Genomic DNA, 15,833 nt, shown 5'->3' with positions numbered 1-15,833 from the left:
TGGCATGGCAGGCACTTTATATTTAATTCCCGTTCCGATGGGTGGCGACACGCTGAGCAATATTTTGCCAGCTGATGTGATCGACATCGCCAAACAGCTGACGCATTTTGTCGTTGAAAATGCCAAAACCACGCGCGCGCACCTGAAAATGCTTGGCACGCCGCACGAATTGCGCAGCTTGTGGATGCAAGAATTATCCGAGCACACTAAAGATCACGAAGTCTCGGCACTACTCAAGCCGCTGCTCGAAGGCCACGATGTGGGTTTAATGAGCGAAGCGGGCTGTCCCGGCGTGGCCGACCCGGGGGCGCGCTTGGTACAACTTGCACATCAGCGCGGCATCAAAGTCGCTCCGCTGGTTGGCCCATCATCTTTGCTATTGGCCTTGATGGGCTCGGGTGCAAATGGGCAAAAATTCCGTTTCAATGGTTACCTGCCCTCCGATACCGCCGGACGCTTACAAGCCTTGCGCCAACTGGAAGCGAGCTCAGCCAAAGAAAATCAAGCCGAAATCTTTATTGAAACCCCGTACCGTAATCTGGCACTGTTTCAAGCCCTGCGCGATGGGCTTAAAGGCAGCACTCGGCTCACGGTCGCCTGCGACATGACCTTGCCAGAACAGGAAATCTTGACGCTGGAAGCTGCACAGTGGAAAAAACGCGCAGAGCCTGATATCAATAAACGCCCAACGGTGTTTATTATCCAAGCCTAACCAAGGTATCTGCCTATAGATAAGCCCCCCTCAGGCAGATACCCAAGCAAGCCCGCAACACAAAATTCATTCAGCTGGCTTTTCGCCCACCAGCAATCAGCCGATAATGGCTGTTCTTTGGCGCTTTTGGAGCTTCAGATGAAAGTCACAGTACAGCAGCTACCCCCTACTCGCGTTGCCTATCTGCACCAGGTTGGCCCTTACGATGACAGCATTGGTCGTTTGTGGCAGCAATTTATGGGGCAACTTCAGGCTTTGCAACTACCGTTTCTGCAACATTTCGGCATTTCCTACGACAACCCACTGCAAACCCCACCTGAGCAATGTCGCTACGCCACCGCGACTGAAGTGGGGGCTGATTTTGTCGCTAGTGGCGAAATGCAGACGATGGAGATGCCCGGAGGCTTATATGCCTGTGCCGAATTTACTGGCTTACCTGATGATTGCCGCGCGGTTTGGCAAAACCTGCTCACCGAATGGTTGCCCAATAGTGATTATGTGTTTGATTGTGAACGTGCGGGCTTTGAGCACTATTTACCGACCGATTGTTTTGATCAGCAAACAGGGGCATTTTCTTGCCGACTGTGTGCACCAGTCAAAGTGCGCCAATAAGTACCTCTAGCCAAGCAGCGGCAGTCATATCTAATTGACCTACTGGGTATGACTGTATAGCCCTTTATATAGCAGCGCCACCAAGCTATACCCTAAAAAAATCATCTATGGCAATACTAACAATGCCATTCCCATACGCATTCGGTATCGTGCACGCCTTTACAAAATTAGATTAAATATGGCGATGCACATCAAACATCCTCGCGCCATAGCGGCGCTTTTCGCTTGCGCTATTACGCTGCTACTTTTGCTCCTGAACTACCCGCGACTGGCTCCGGTTGATTTGGCACTGGGGCAATGGGCTTACGCACACAGCGCATTCGGCATTCAACTAAGTATTTTACTCGGCCAACTCGGCGGCGGCGTGGGCAGCCTAATCATTGCAACAAGCCTGGCACTGATTCTGTATTTCCGTTTGCAAGACCGCATTGCAGCGGGCTTGATTGTGGGCGGCGTAGCACTGAGCTGGATACTGAATGCAATTTGCAAAGGGCTCCTTGGCCGTCCACGCCCCGAATTTGAGCATCTGGTTCACACCACGGGTAATTCGCTGCCGAGCGGACATGCGATGGCGGCACTCACTTTGGGCGTGCTAGTCTGGCTTATTTTCAGCCGCCATTTTCCAGCATCTCGTCGCGTGGGCCTGCTACTGGCGCTCACGTGGGTCGTACTCAGCGGGGCGGCTCGTTTGGTGCTGGGCGTGCATTATTTCAGCGATATTTTGGCGGGCTATTTAATGGCCAGCATTGTGGTGATTACGCTCGGGCTGATCTACAGCCAACTTAGCTCGCCCACAGCGGCAATGTCTCGCCCATAAGGCGTTTGGGGCGATCCGCAAAGCGTACGCCCACGCCTAACAATCGTACGGGCTTGGCGCCGCGCTGCCAGGCTTGGCTGAGCAGCGTTTCAAAAATGGCCGGCTCGGGTGATGGGCAAATACATTCCATCGTCGTTTGCGTAAAGTCGTGAAACTTGATTTTGACAAAGGCTTTATGGGGGGTATCTTGCTGCGATCGGCTCTGACGCTGAGCAAAATCAGCATACAGTGATGGCAGCTTGGCCATACAGGCTGCTAGGTCAGGCAAATCTTGATTGTAGGTATGTTCGACGGACAGTGATTTGCGCTTCTCGCTGCGCGCCACCGGCCGCTCGTCCACGCCGCGGCTTTGCCAATACAAGGATTCGCCCAAGCGCCCCAATACACGCAGCAAATCGGCATGTGACCACGCCTGCACATCACCGCAAGTATTGAGACCCAGCTTGGCTAGCTTACCCGCGGTTACTTTACCGATACCCCATAATTTGCCCACAGGCAAGCTTGGCATAAACGCGGCGACCTCGTCCGGCGTAATCACAAACTGCCCATTCGGTTTGCGCCAATCGCTGGCAATTTTGGCCAGCAATTTATTGGGCGCAATGCCGGCGCTGGCGGTAATCCCCACCTCTGCCTCAATGCGTGCGCGAATTTCCTGCGCCATTAAGGTAGCACTACCGTGACAATGTGGTAGATCTGTGACGTCGAGATAGGCTTCGTCGAGCGATAGCGGCTCGATGCGCTCGGTGTAATCGGCAAAAATGGCATGTACGCGGCGCGACGCATCGCGGTAACGCTCAAACGAATGCGGCAGCAACACCAAATTGGGGCACTGGCGTAGCGCCCATTTGGTCGGCATCGCGGAGTGAATGCCAAATTTGCGCGCCGGATAATTACACGTTGAAATCACGCCGCGCTGATCGGGCGCGCCACCAATCGCAATCGGTACATCACGCAGCTCGGGGCGATCGCGCATTTCTACCGCCGCGTAAAAGCAATCGCAGTCGATATGAATAATTTTGCGCACCACTCCCCTCCCCAATCACGGCAAAAACAAAGTGTACGTTCGTTCTACTTAACATGCAAGTGCAGCTGCCGTCTGTAAGTAAGAAGCCACGATTGAGCTACTCTGGCGCGCCGCCTCGGGCTAGATTGAGAATCCACCAGCAGACATATCACAATACCCCTTGGTGTATATGGAGCAAGATCATGACTATCAATCGCTTCATGAAGATACTCATCATAGGTTTATTTTTGGGTAGCCACTTCAGCTGGGCCAACCCCAATTGCAGCAAAAAAATCAGCGTAGCATTTTACGAGTTTGGCCTGCTTTATCATCAAGATGAAGGCATTGATCGCGCGGTGATTGATGAATTGGCACAACGAAGCCAATGCCAATTTACGATGGCGACACTGCCCCGAGCGCAAATCTGGTTGGAGCTGAGCAGTGGACAAACCATGCTCAGCGTATCAGCCATTAAAACACCAGAACGCGACATTTTTGCCTATTTCAGCGTGCCATATATCCGCCTCAAAAATATGGCGGTACTTCCCAAGGCCATTGCCGAAAAATACCCGAACTTTAATGCCTTTCTAGCCAGCCCGACGCTGCGCTGGGGAGTGGTCGCTTCATATCGGCACGGCGAAGTACAAGACGCGCTGATCAATCAACTCCGCGCACAAAGCCGAGTCGATGAGGCCAAAGACAGCGAGCAATTATTTCAATGGCTACGCGATGGTCAGATTCAAGGCGCGTTTGCGCAACCCACCGCCTATAACTTTTACTTCCGACGATTGCAATTTAATCAGCAAGCGGTCGCACGTGACTGGGCCCCCAGTGATCGTGGCGTAGAGGCAAGACTGGTTTTCTCCAAAAAACACTTTAGCGCCGCAGAAGTTCAGCAATGGAATAACTTGCTGCTGGCAATGCGACAAGATGGCACTCTGCAGCGCATTTTGGCGCGCTACCTGCCACAGAGTGAACTCAAACGCAGCTTGATTCAAGAATCAACCGCTGATCAGGCCAACAGCGAAAATCAAGCTAAATAATTGTTATTGCGGCACTTTTACGCTGATTTTCTCCGCCATTACGCCGATAATTATCTATATGGTTGTTTCGTGGAGGTGTCATGATGAATACGATGATTAGCAGTCTTGGCGTGAATGTCAGTAGCAGCAGCTCACTTAGCCTGCGCAGCAGCACCACACCAGCCCCCACGCGCAGCAATCCGAATGAGCCGGCCGCCAGTCAGGAAAAAGTTGATATCAGTGGCAAGGCCGATGAGGCCCTAACCTACACCAATCCAAAAAACACGCGCATCGTGCCACCCGACCTGGAAACCCTGCTAGCCGAGTCGCAAAAAAAGGCCGAAGGCCTGATTAATCTGGTGCGTAATCTGGTGCAAGAGCAAGGGCTAGATTTCAAACTGGTCGCCAGCGGCCAGCAAAAACTCACCGCCGACCCTGCCACTATTGACGCAGCCAAAGCAGCCATCAGCGACGATGGCGAATTTGGCGTGAAAAAAGTCGCCGAACGAATTTTAAGCTTTGCCAAATTTGCCATCGGCAATGATCCGGCGCAGCTCGATAAGATTCGCAATGCGGTACAGCAAGGTTTTGACTCGGCCAAAGAAGCACTCGGTGGGGCGCTGCCAGAAATCAGCCAGCAAACCTACGATGCCATCATGGGCGAATTTGATCGCTGGCAGAAAGAAGGCATCCCCACTGGCGATACCGTAACTCTAGCGCCAAGCCAGCCCAAAGCGGAAACTGGCAAGGTATAGCGCTACAGGTCTTTATTAATCGCAGCTACCGAGCAATACCCAAAACAAAAAGACCGCCTCGGCGGTCTTTTTATGTTTTATGTTGGTTTATAAAATCAAACCAAATTCACTTCAATATTATCGATCAGGCGTGTCGTCCCAATACGGGCGGCGATCAGGATCACCAGATGTTTGTCGGTACTGGCCGCCGGTTTGAGCGTCAGTGCATTGCGGGTTTCGACGTAATCAACCTCCAGCCAGCCGCGCACGCGCAGATCGGTGACGGTTTCAATCGCCAGCTTGGAATAATCGCGCTCACCGTTTTCGATGGCTTTTTTCATCCGGCTCAAATGGAAAAACAGCCGCGGCGCCTCCGCGCGCTGCGCTTCATTTAAAAAGCCATTGCGTGATGACAGCGCCAAACCATCGCTCGCACGGCCGGTATCAACCGGCACAATGCGAATCGGCACATTCAGGTCGGCAACCATGCCCTGAATCACCGCGAGCTGCTGGTAGTCTTTTTTACCAAAGCAAGCTACGTCAGCTTCGACGATATTGAATAATTTGGTCACCACCGTGGCCACACCGCGGAAATGCCCCGGACGGAATGCGCCGCAGAGCTCTTCAGCAATCGCCGGTGGGTTGACTTGATATTGCTGAATCACATTCGGATACAGCTCTTTTTCATCCGGAGCGAAAATCACATCCACGCCACCGTGAGCGGCAATGATGTCAGCATCGCTTTGCAAGGTGCGCGGATAGCGGTCAAAGTCTTCACCTTGGCCAAATTGCAAGCGATTAACAAAGATACTTACCACGGTATGTGCTGCCTCGGCTTTTGCAGCATGAATCAGCGACATATGCCCCGCGTGCAAATTGCCCATCGTCGGCACAAAAGCCACAGTGCCAACGGTTTTGCGCCATTCGCGCAACTCGGAAATGGTATGGATGATTTTCATTATGCGGTCTTTTTAATACCAATAGGCCAGCGCCACCCATCACAAATCGGGCGGCCCACAAGCTAGATCAAATCAGAATGAATGTTCTTCGGTAGGGAAGCTCAGTGCTTTCACTGACTTCACATAGGCTTCAACAGCCCCTTGGATGCTGGTAACGCCACCACCCATGAAGTTTTTCACAAAACGCGCCTTCTTACCTGGATACACGCCCAGCATATCGTGCAGCACCAGCACTTGGCCATCGACTTGTACGCCAGCTCCGATGCCGATGGTCGGCACCCATAGCGACTCGGTCACTTCAGCAGCAACACTGGCAGGTACCATTTCCATCAACACCATCGCCGCGCCAGCTGCCTGCAACGCCAACGCATCGCGCTTCAGAATATCGGCCTCGGTTTCAGTTTTGCCTTGTACTTTGTAGCCACCATAGACATGCACCGATTGCGGTTGTAGCCCAATATGCGCACAGACTGGAATCCCGCGTTGCACCAGAAAATCGACGGTATCGACCATCACTGCGCCGCCTTCGATTTTGACCATTTCAGCGCCCGCCGCCATCAAGCGCGCAGCATTTTCATAGGCCTGAATATGCGAGGCCTGATAGCTGGCAAACGGCAAATCGGCCAGCACCAGCGCTTTTTGCGTACCGCGCACGACGGCTTTGGTGTGGTACACCATATCGTCCACCGTCACCGGTAGCGTGGTGCTGTGACCTTGAATCACATTACCCAGCGAGTCGCCAACCAGCAGAATATCCACCCCTGCCTCATCAAGCAGAGTGGCAAAACTGGCATCGTAACAGGTCAGCATGGCGATTTTGGCGCCATCCTGCTTCATTTTCTTAAGCGTTGAAAGAGTCGTTTTCATGATGGGTAATCAAGCCGTCTTTAAAATGCGCACTCGTGGTGCAATGCAAAAATTAAACCAGTGTTGAGATGCTAAAGCAGTAGACCATTAAAATCGACTGTTTTTATCATAAATTGGCAATATTGAACGATCACATAGCAAGCAGTGCACGGCAGCAAGCAGCAAGTCAATCGAGAACCCAGCTAGGCTTCGATGCGATAGAGTTCCTGATCAATGACATCGGCAATAAACTGTGTCGCCGCACCACGCCCCGGAATCTGCGCATCGGGGGCTATCTCTAGCAAAGGCAATAAGACAAAGGCGCGCTGATGCATACGCGGATGGGGTATTTGTAGCTGTGGCAATTCGATGATTTCGTCGCCATACAGCACCACATCCAAATCCAGCGTGCGCGGTGCATTTTTAAAGCTGCGCTCACGCCCTTGCTGCAATTCCAACGCCAGCAAAGCAGCCAGTAGATCAGGTGCGCTTAATTCGGTATTCACCGCACAAACCGCATTCACAAAATCTGGCTGATCGGCGTAGCCCACTGGCGCACTGGCATAAAACGACGAACTAGCCAGCAATTGAGTGCGCGGCAGCTCGGCGATCAGGCGCAACGCATCGCGCAGCTGCGCGCTTGGGTCACCCAGATTGGCCCCCAAGGCAATGTAGGCTATCGTCATTATTCGCTTTTCGCTGCCGCTGATTTGGCTGATACCGGTTTACGGTGGCGCGAGCGTTTGCGGCGTTTGGATTTATCCACCTCACCGCCCTTGCCGGCAGCAATCGCATCACTGATTAGCACTTCACGCGTGCTGTCATCGCAAGCCTGAAATTGCGTCCACCAGTCAGCCAGCTCTTTTTCCACCAAGCCGCATTCAGCACGCAGCAGCAGAAAATCATACGCAGCGCGGAAACGCGGCTGCTCGATCAAGCGGAATGGTTTTTGTCCGGCACGCATTTCAAAGCGCGGCTGCAAGAGCCAGATTTCTTTCATCGCCGCACTATAGCGATTCGGAATCGCCAAGCGTTTGGTGACTTTGGCTTCCACATCATTCATCGCCTCAACCAAAGCAGGTACTTTATGCTCGCCAGCGGCGATTTTCTTTTGCCAATTGGCTTCGACTTCATGCCACAACAAAGCAGCAAACAAAAAACCTGCCGATACCGGCTTGTCATCGGCCAAACGCTGATCAGTATTGAGCAGCGCTTGCTTGAGAAACGCGGTGGTTTCTTTCTGGCTCATCAATTTATCGAGCAGCGGAAACAGCGGGCGATGCAGGCCATAGGCGCGCAAAGCTTGCAGACAATCCCACGCTTTGCCCGACAGCAAGAGCTTCATCATTTCATCAAACAGGCGCGCCGATGGAATATTTTCCAGCAAGGCGGCATGCTCTTTAATCGGCTTGGCCGTATCGCTGGCGATTTGCAAACCGAGCTTGGCCGACAAACGCGTAGCGCGCAACATGCGTACCGGGTCTTCGTGATAACGTTTGACCGGGTCGCCAATCATTACCAATTGTTGTTTTTCCAGATCTTCGGCACCGTGGTGAAAATCAATGATTTCATCACTATTTGGGTCGTAATACAGCGCATTCACGGTGAAATCACGGCGCGATGCGTCTTCTTCCAAAGTGCCATACACGTTATCGCGGATAATGCGCCCGCTGGCATCGGTCGGCGAATCGGCGCTGCCACGGAAAGTGGTCACCTCGATAATTTCTTCACCGCCACGATCATAAAATGGCACATGCACAATGCGGAAACGGCGGCCGATAATGCGCGAGCGGTGAAATACATGGCGCACTTGCTCAGGGGTGGCGCTGGTGGCCACGTCAAAATCTTTTGGCGATTTGCCTAACAGTAAATCACGCACCGCACCGCCCACGATATATGCCTCGTAGCCTGCGTCCTGCAAACGATCGCAGACTTTCAAGGCGCCCGAATGCAGTTGATCACGACGAATGCCATAGTGTTTGGCGTGCAAAATACGCTTGCCGGGGCGACGCAATACTTTGCCTATCAGTTTACGAATCATGAGTTTTATCGAAATAACGATGCGAAACCCTGCATTATACTAGGGTATCTTGACGTTGGGTTTGTCAATCGCATCGGCGCCCAATTTTGCCATAAACGCTCTAGTACGCTCGACGCCCGCGCAGGCTTTGCTGTAACCGTACAAATACCCGCCGACTGTATTTAGCGCCAAGGCTTTCTCGCGCTATGATCAAACCCCATACCCAATGCGAATGAGATACTTATGCCAAATCTGCAGTATCAATTATTGAATGTGTTTGTCACTGAAAACATCTGGTCGGGTAACCCGCTGGCGGTATTTAAGCTTGCAGAACCGATTAGCGACGAAACCATGCGTCGGCTTGGGCAGCAAATGAACTTGTCGGAAATCACCTTTGTGCAAGACAGCGCAGTTGCCGATGCTCAGGTCCGAATTTTCACCCCAAGTTACGAAATGCCTTTTGCAGGTCACCCTACGTTGGGTACCGCCTTTGCTGTGGCAGAGGGGCGTCAACAAGTTAGTTTGGCCATGAAGGCGGGCATCATCCCAGTCGCCGTGGACGGCGCACAAGTCACTTTGACCGCGAACGCACCAAGCTACCGTGCGGCGCCAGCCAGTACCGAGCTGGCGGCTGCGTTGAATATTAACGCCGAACAAATCGTGGGAACACCTCGGTTCGTCAATACGGGTAGCGAGCAATTAGTGATTCCACTCGATAGCCCGGCCAGTGTTGCAGCCTGTAGCCTGAATCTGGCGCAATTTGAACGCGTTGCTTGTAATCAGGAAGGACGCTCGGGCGCACTTGTCTGGGCGCGTGCGGGTGACACCATCATTGCCCGTTATTTTTGGTCACAACACGGGCAAGCCGCCGAGGACTTTGGCACCGGCTCGGCCTGCGCTAATTTGGGTGGTTGGTTACTGGCAGAAAATACGCAGCTACCGCTACAGTTGCAGATGGAGCAAGGGCATGCCATTGACCGTATTGCTCGCCTTACATTGACCATCAATACCGACCAGCAGATACAGGTAGGGGGTAAGGTAAAGCAAATTGGTGGCGGCCATTTTAATCTGCCTAGCGCTTAAGCTGCTTCGACCTGCAAGACTTGCTGCCATAAAGCTGGCCAGCAGGCATCGGCGGCTTCGGTCGATGTTTGCTGCGCCCACTGCAGTGCCGCATTCAGGTACGCATACTCTGGGCTTTTTTCTGCCCCCCACAAAAATAGCCGCCGGACAATCAGGTGCGGTACGCCCCAACTAGCCAGTAAAATCGCCGAACGTTGGCTGTAATAGGCCAAATCCATACCGGACGTGCCGCCAGCCAGCAAACAGAAAAAAGCCGCCCAATCGGCACTGAGCGCCTGATGCGGATCCAAACCTTGCTCGCGGCAAACCAGTTGCAGAAAATAGCTTGCACGCCACCGCTCGAACCCTACCTGGGTATCATCGGTGTAATCAACTCCTATCTGCCCCATGGCTGCATACCCTAGGCTTCGAACTAGCTCAGGCCCCAAACGGAGCAAGCCATGACTGATTTGCTCACAAGAGATGGCACCACATTCCGGTTGATTCAATTCAGCCAACAGCAAGGCACACAGCTTGGGATTGAGCTGCCACACCCCAGCCAAACTCGGTATATCCAGCTCTGGAGCTTGCAGCACGCGATGAATTGCAGCTTGCTGGCAAAGTGGAAACGGCCAGGCATGCGGTGAATCCCAGCATGGGAAATCAATCGTAGCAAATTGCCGCTGCAACTCGCGCCGGAACTGACTGGGGGTACAGGCAAACCAATTGCTAAATGCTCTTTCAAACGCACTGCGCTCGGTAAAACCGAGCTCCTGTGCCAAGACCTCCAAGCGTTGATGGCCCGATAACAAACGCCGCACGGCTTGTGAGCGCTTTAGCTCCAATTGAATTCGACTAAATGAGGTCTGCTCGGCGGCTAGCTGGCGCCGATACTGGGGCACGGTCAGATGCAAAGCACTTGCCACATCCGGCAGCTCGGCACAGGTGAGGCGCTGCTTTTGTAGAAGATAACGACAGGTCTGCTGCGCTAGGGTGTCATTAGCGAGCACGGTATCCAGAAAGCTAGCAAAGTGTGCACGCAAATTAGTAAATAAGGGCGGGTTGGCATTCGGTAACTGCACCTGCCATAGAGCAGCAGGCCAGCTCAGTACAAAGCTGTCCTCACCCCAACTGATCTGCGGCCCAAGATAAGCTTCTAACTCACGCGAGCCTCTATCTGCAGTCATCAAACCTGCGGCCAGTGGATATACCGCACTGCCTTGCAAATAATGCACCACTTTGACCAGCCAACAACTAATGGCTTCGTAGCGCAACAACATGCCCAGTCGCTCAGCATGCACCAGCGGGTACACTCGTAAATGCCATGCCTGTGCATCAGCGATTAATTCAATACTGCCATCTGGAAACAGCATCGGCCCCAAGCGCACTAACTCGGTAATGGCCTGACCAACGGTATGGGCGCTCCGTAAAAAATACACCAGGCCATCGCCCGCGCCCATGTCCAGCTGCATGGCCAGCCATGCCATTGCATGCCAGTCACCTTGCTCATAGAGAAACTCATTCAACTGCAGTGCCAATTCTGGACACTGAGTGCGTGACTCTGCGGGGTCGACCCGACTCAAGCCAAAGCGCTGTTCCATCTCAGATAGCAGTGCTGCCTGCTGAGCGTAGCGCTGATACAACGGTTGCAAATGGCGTAGCTCAGGGGCATGCATCCCCTTAAAGATGGACTAGCTCGGGTAAAGGAACGTGTGAAGTTCGACATAGTATTTTCTAATGTCATATTTTTGCGCACCCAGATCATATCAGCATTTGCTTATCAACTTTAGAATTCGCCACTTCTAGCGATCCGCTGACTGAACACGATCTCAATTTATGTCATTAAAAATAAAAGCGCAGTTTCTTATTCTCACCCTGGCATTGCTCAGCGGCTGTGGTGGCGGCGGTGGGGGCGGTAATGGCAATCCCTCAACCGACAGCAATCAGGGCAACAACGGCTCCAACACAGGGGGAAGCACGCAGCCTCCGCCCAAATTAGAGCAAGTTGATAACACAGGACTCAATAGCCCAAGCAGCAACACAGGTGCAGGCAGCACCAGCCCACTGATTTTGGCGCTCAAATCGGGTGATCCAAGCGGATTGAGCAGTGCCGATCGCCCGACATTACTCAAGCTTGCAACCGATTTAGCTGCGCGTTATCAGCAACAGCAAAATGCGGCAATTGCGGATATTTTTGGCGAAAATACACTCAATCTGAGCTTGAATCACAGTACCAATAGCAGCGAAATCGGCGTTGGTTTTCGCACCATCGCCACCCCCTTGCTCACCGCAGATGATGGCAGTGGCATGGCAGCGATTGCTCAGTATGGCAAAGGCCGCGGCTTAGCCTATGGCGCAGATGTACTGAGCTGGATAGCCAATCAATCCCGTGAAACCCAGCACACAGCACTCTTTACCCGAGCTTTTAATTGGGTGCTAACAAGCAAAGCTGCGGGCCCATTAGCAAGCACAGTCAAATTCGCCACCGCTGCGTATAGTGCAAGCGACGTAAGCAAAATGATCGCCAAGCAAGGTAAAACCGCACAGAGCATCAGCTGTGACATCACAGCAAGTGCTAACACCTGCTGGCAAGACGCAGATTTGCTGGTGTTTGGCAGTGGCAGCAAAGACGACCCTGCGCTAACCGAGTTAGTGCGCAAATACATGGAAAACGGCAAGGCGGTGATCTACATGCACCTAGGCTGGGGCGATTCAGCGGGTGGCCGCAAAGTACTGGCAGGTATGGGCATGACGCTGGGTGGCTATCCCGGCAACTACTTTGCCCCTGCCGCGGGAGTTTCGATTGGCAATACGCGCACTATTGCCGACAATATCAAACGCAGCGATCAAATGACAGCCTTGGTCAGTACACTCAATTTCATGGCGCAAGAGCAACCTGCACTTGCATTAAGCCAAGACAGCAGCCCGACCAACCCGATCACCCAAGTTCATAATGAACTCGCGTCCATGCAAGGCAATGGGATCAATATTTTTGCCGATGCTCGCACCGATTTGTATCGTTTGCTGGTGCTGTGGGCGGATATGTATCGCCCAGACATACAGTACGGAAAAATCAATCGTGATACGGCTCCGGGCACCTTCTTGCGCACCTTTGCTTCCGACTCTTGGCTGGCATTTAATCGTAGTACGACCAAGGTAGCCAGCACCGGTCAGGGTGATTACATGCCTGCTGTGGCGCAAAGTCTGCCAGTGAGCAGCAGCGCAGAAACCATTGAAGTCACCATCGCCCAAAGCGGTGGCATTACCGCAATTGGCCGCGCCGCCGTGCCCGGTAAACCGGTGTATATCGAGGTCGTTGACGCTGCGGGAGCAAGTAATCTCAAAGTGCAAACCAGTTATGTGCGTGCTTATGGCAACCCACTGACTGACGATGTGAAAGAAGGCTATAAACGCCCTCGCCGCCCACAATCTTTTGCCATTCCATTGCAAACAGGCACGGAAAATACATTTGTCACCCCATTTGGCGGGCCGCTATACCTGAACTATAGCGGTGCCACGGCCGGTAAATCGATCACCTTACGGATTCGTGGTAGCGCCAAATATGCGCACTTTGACTTTACCAAACCACAGTCACAAGCCGAGATTGACGAAGCAGTGGCAGCGATGAAACGCAAAGACTTTGGCTGGCAAACCGCCAAATTAGTCGGTGGCGAGATCCAGCAAACCATTACCTATGCCAATAGCGCTATGGGTAATAAAACGCCCGAGCAGTACATCGTGGGTGAAATCAAAGAGCTGCTGTTTGACTCAAACCACATCGCCAATGGCTACAACAATATGCCGCTGAGCAGCAATGTTGCGACACTGTGTACCCAATTTGGCTGGGATTGCAGCGGCCCGATTCACCGCGCACCAGGCGTCCAGCATTTTGTAGGCTGGATTGCCGCCTGTGGTTTCCTCTGCTCTGGTAATCCATCTGATGGTTTTGCCGGAGTGGGTGGTACTGGCTGGGGGCATGCACATGAACTCGGGCACAACACGGTACAACGCGTAATGCACATCGAGTTCAATGGCAAAGGCTGCGTCGTGGAGTGTGATAACAATATTCTGGCCAGCGCGCATATGCTGCGCCAATACGCTTTGCGTGGCATCGATACGGGTCACGCAACCGATCACCCGGGCTTATATCAGGATGTATTGAGTAACCGCAGTAGTGGTTTAAGCGGCGCGGCTAAAGTACTCGATATGCAAACCCGCTTATGGGATATGGCCAATGGGCAAGATCCAATGCGGGCGGTGCACTTCCAGCTTGGCTTCTTGTTTAGTAAATACCGTGCAGGCGAGGCCAAACCGAGTATGCAAAGCACGCTGGATTACTTCACGCTGCTGACCAAAGCCGATCGGCTTGTTGCGCAAGCGTGGGATGCCAATAACAAAGGTAAGTATGGCATGGCACGATTTGCGGATAATAAGATCAGCAACCCCGATCTATTATTCGTACTCAGCTCGAAAATCATTGGCAAAGATTTGCGCAATATCTTCGCAATGTATGGCATTACCCTCTCGGATAATGCGCTCAACTCGGTGAGCGATTTAAACCTGCCAATGGCACCAGAGCAGTTTTATGCTCTGGCAGCAGGCAAACATAATCAACTGGCCACAGGTCAGTGGCTAGACCTTGCGGCCAGCACACCAAGTTATCCATTCTAAATAGCACCAGCAACAGCGGGCCCACAGCAATGTGGGCCTTTTTATTTGCGGCGCGCAAGAGCAAACAATTACATCGTTTTTGCTGGAACAATTCATCGTTTGCGCAGTCTTTTAACACGGTTTGCCCGTATAATGAGCGGCACTAAAAACTTACCTTTCTTTTCAGCAAAGATCTCCATCATGCCTCGCCAAATTTTGAAAAGTAGTATTCTTGCCACTGCGCTGGTCGCGGTCTTTTCTAGCTCAATTGCTCAAGCTTTTGTGCCCCCAGTTCCTGAAATCGCGGCCAAATCATATTACTTATATGACAAGCAAAGTGGTCAAGTATTGGCCGCGCGTGACCCAGACATGAAAGTTGAACCCGCATCATTAACCAAGTTAATGACGGCATACATCACTTTCAAAATGGTGAAGCAAGGTAAATTAAAGCTTGATCAAACGCTTTTAGTTTCTGAAAAAGGCTGGAAAACCGAAGGTTCACGCATGTATCTGGACCCGAAAGTACCCGCAACAGTGGATGACCTGATCAAAGGCATGATTGTGCAGTCGGGCAACGATGCCTGCGTTACTTTAGCGGAAGCAATTGCTGGTAGCGAAGAAGTTTTCGCTCAAATGATGAATGCCGAAGGGAAACGTTTAGGCCTGCATGATTCACACTTCACAAATAGCACTGGCCTACCCGATCCGGCATTGCATGTCACTACCAGCGACTTGGCTCGTTTAGCGACGGCGATCATCAATGACTTCCCTGATTTTTATCACATCTATTCGATCAAGGAATTCAAATACAACAATATCAGCCAGCCCAATCGTAACCTGCTGCTATACCGCGACCCATTCGTTGATGGCATGAAAACCGGCCACACAGAAAGCGCGGGGTTCAATTTGGTTGCATCGACTCACCGCGACAACCGTCGCTTGATTTCAGTGGTCGTTGGCACGGCCAGCCCGGAAGTACGCGCGGCAGAGTCTTCCAAATTGCTCAATTGGGGTACGCAATTCTTTGAAACGCCCAAGCTCTACACAGCCCAACAAGCCGTTCAGCAAGTCCCCGTCTGGAAAGGTAAGGAATCGCAAATTGGGGTTGGCTTTTTGACTGATCAATTTATCACCGTGCCAAAAGGTGATGCAGCCAAGCTCAAAATCGACTTGACCACGCAACAACCACTAATTGCGCCGATCAAGGTAGGTCAGCAAGTTGGCACGATGAAAATCTCATTGGATGGCAAGGTGCTCAGTGAACGCGCCGTCGTCGCAGTAGCGGCGGTTGAAGAAGCCAGTATTTTTGGCCGTGCCTGGGATACGATCCGTCTGTGGTGGAAAGGCCTGTTTGGCTAAGCCCTACTCTGCTACAACAAAAAGCCCAGCAATTCGC

Annotated in this window: 14 protein-coding genes; 8 read left to right on the top strand and 6 right to left on the bottom strand. The window is 52.4% G+C overall.

The annotated features are described in order from the left end of the window. Positions 1-4: 4 nt before the first annotated feature. From HZU75_RS11245 to HZU75_RS11235, 3 genes are all read left to right on the top strand, one after another. The gene (locus HZU75_RS11245) at positions 5-712 is read left to right on the top strand and encodes an SAM-dependent methyltransferase (RefSeq protein WP_180306146.1); all 708 of its coding nucleotides are present in this window, start codon (positions 5-7) and stop codon (positions 710-712) included. A 138-nt stretch (positions 713-850) separates the two neighbouring features. Continuing rightward, positions 851-1,324, top strand: a complete 474-nt coding sequence (locus tag HZU75_RS11240) for an AraC family transcriptional regulator (RefSeq protein WP_180306145.1) — start codon at positions 851-853, stop codon at positions 1,322-1,324. Between the two features lie 247 nt (positions 1,325-1,571). Then, positions 1,572-2,141 (top strand): phosphatase PAP2 family protein, encoded by a 570-nt coding sequence (locus HZU75_RS11235; protein WP_180306144.1) that lies wholly within the window; start codon positions 1,572-1,574, stop codon positions 2,139-2,141. Here HZU75_RS11235 and dinB read toward each other — a convergent pair. Then, positions 2,107-3,165: a DNA polymerase IV gene (dinB, locus tag HZU75_RS11230; RefSeq protein ID WP_180306143.1), complete on the bottom strand. Its 1,059-nt coding sequence runs from the start codon at positions 3,163-3,165 to the stop codon at positions 2,107-2,109. The two genes, HZU75_RS11235 and dinB, sit on opposite strands and share 35 nt — an antisense overlap. A gap of 182 nt (positions 3,166-3,347) precedes the next feature. Between dinB and HZU75_RS11225 the strand changes: the two genes are divergently transcribed. Then, positions 3,348-4,187, top strand: a complete 840-nt coding sequence (locus HZU75_RS11225; RefSeq protein ID WP_180306142.1) for a substrate-binding periplasmic protein — start codon at positions 3,348-3,350, stop codon at positions 4,185-4,187. Positions 4,188-4,267: 80 nt separating this feature from the next. Continuing rightward, a complete protein-coding gene (locus HZU75_RS11220) occupies positions 4,268-4,921 on the top strand; it encodes a hypothetical protein (protein ID WP_180306141.1) in 654 nt (217 codons plus the stop codon). A gap of 95 nt (positions 4,922-5,016) precedes the next feature. On the opposite strand, the gene panC is transcribed toward HZU75_RS11220, so the two are convergent. From panC to pcnB, 4 genes are all read right to left on the bottom strand, one after another. Then, entirely contained in the window at positions 5,017-5,859 is an 843-nt protein-coding gene (gene panC / locus HZU75_RS11215) for a pantoate--beta-alanine ligase (RefSeq protein ID WP_180306140.1), read from the bottom strand. 72 nt (positions 5,860-5,931) lie between these two features. Further along, positions 5,932-6,726: a 3-methyl-2-oxobutanoate hydroxymethyltransferase gene (panB, locus tag HZU75_RS11210; protein WP_180306139.1), complete on the bottom strand. Its 795-nt coding sequence runs from the start codon at positions 6,724-6,726 to the stop codon at positions 5,932-5,934. 182 nt (positions 6,727-6,908) lie between these two features. Next, positions 6,909-7,391: a 2-amino-4-hydroxy-6-hydroxymethyldihydropteridine diphosphokinase gene (gene folK, locus HZU75_RS11205; protein WP_180306138.1), complete on the bottom strand. Its 483-nt coding sequence runs from the start codon at positions 7,389-7,391 to the stop codon at positions 6,909-6,911. Further along, the gene (pcnB, locus tag HZU75_RS11200; protein ID WP_180306137.1) at positions 7,391-8,746 is read right to left on the bottom strand and encodes a polynucleotide adenylyltransferase PcnB; all 1,356 of its coding nucleotides are present in this window, start codon (positions 8,744-8,746) and stop codon (positions 7,391-7,393) included. The genes folK and pcnB overlap by 1 nt, the downstream gene beginning before the upstream one ends. A gap of 222 nt (positions 8,747-8,968) precedes the next feature. Between pcnB and HZU75_RS11195 the strand changes: the two genes are divergently transcribed. Beyond that, the gene (locus tag HZU75_RS11195) at positions 8,969-9,808 is read left to right on the top strand and encodes a PhzF family phenazine biosynthesis protein (protein WP_180306136.1); all 840 of its coding nucleotides are present in this window, start codon (positions 8,969-8,971) and stop codon (positions 9,806-9,808) included. Here the strand turns inward: HZU75_RS11195 and HZU75_RS11190 are convergent. After that, positions 9,805-11,463, bottom strand: a complete 1,659-nt coding sequence (locus HZU75_RS11190; protein WP_180306135.1) for a helix-turn-helix domain-containing protein — start codon at positions 11,461-11,463, stop codon at positions 9,805-9,807. The two genes, HZU75_RS11195 and HZU75_RS11190, sit on opposite strands and share 4 nt — an antisense overlap. 160 nt (positions 11,464-11,623) lie before the next feature. Here HZU75_RS11190 and HZU75_RS11185 point away from each other — a divergent pair, with 160 nt between their 5' ends. Together HZU75_RS11185 and HZU75_RS11180 are read left to right on the top strand one after the other, a co-directional pair. Continuing rightward, positions 11,624-14,458: an ImpA family metalloprotease gene (locus HZU75_RS11185; protein WP_180306134.1), complete on the top strand. Its 2,835-nt coding sequence runs from the start codon at positions 11,624-11,626 to the stop codon at positions 14,456-14,458. A 180-nt stretch (positions 14,459-14,638) separates the two neighbouring features. After that, positions 14,639-15,796, top strand: coding sequence for a D-alanyl-D-alanine carboxypeptidase family protein (locus tag HZU75_RS11180; RefSeq protein ID WP_180306133.1), 1,158 nt, complete (start codon positions 14,639-14,641; stop codon positions 15,794-15,796). Positions 15,797-15,833: the final 37 nt, after the last annotated feature.

Origin of the sequence: Chitinibacter fontanus (assembly GCF_013423785.1) — a bacterium.
Taxonomy (GTDB): Bacteria; Pseudomonadota; Gammaproteobacteria; order Burkholderiales; family Chitinibacteraceae; genus Chitinibacter; species Chitinibacter fontanus.
The sequence above is the reverse complement of the archived record's forward strand: the minus strand, read 5'-3'. Positions and strand labels throughout refer to the sequence as shown.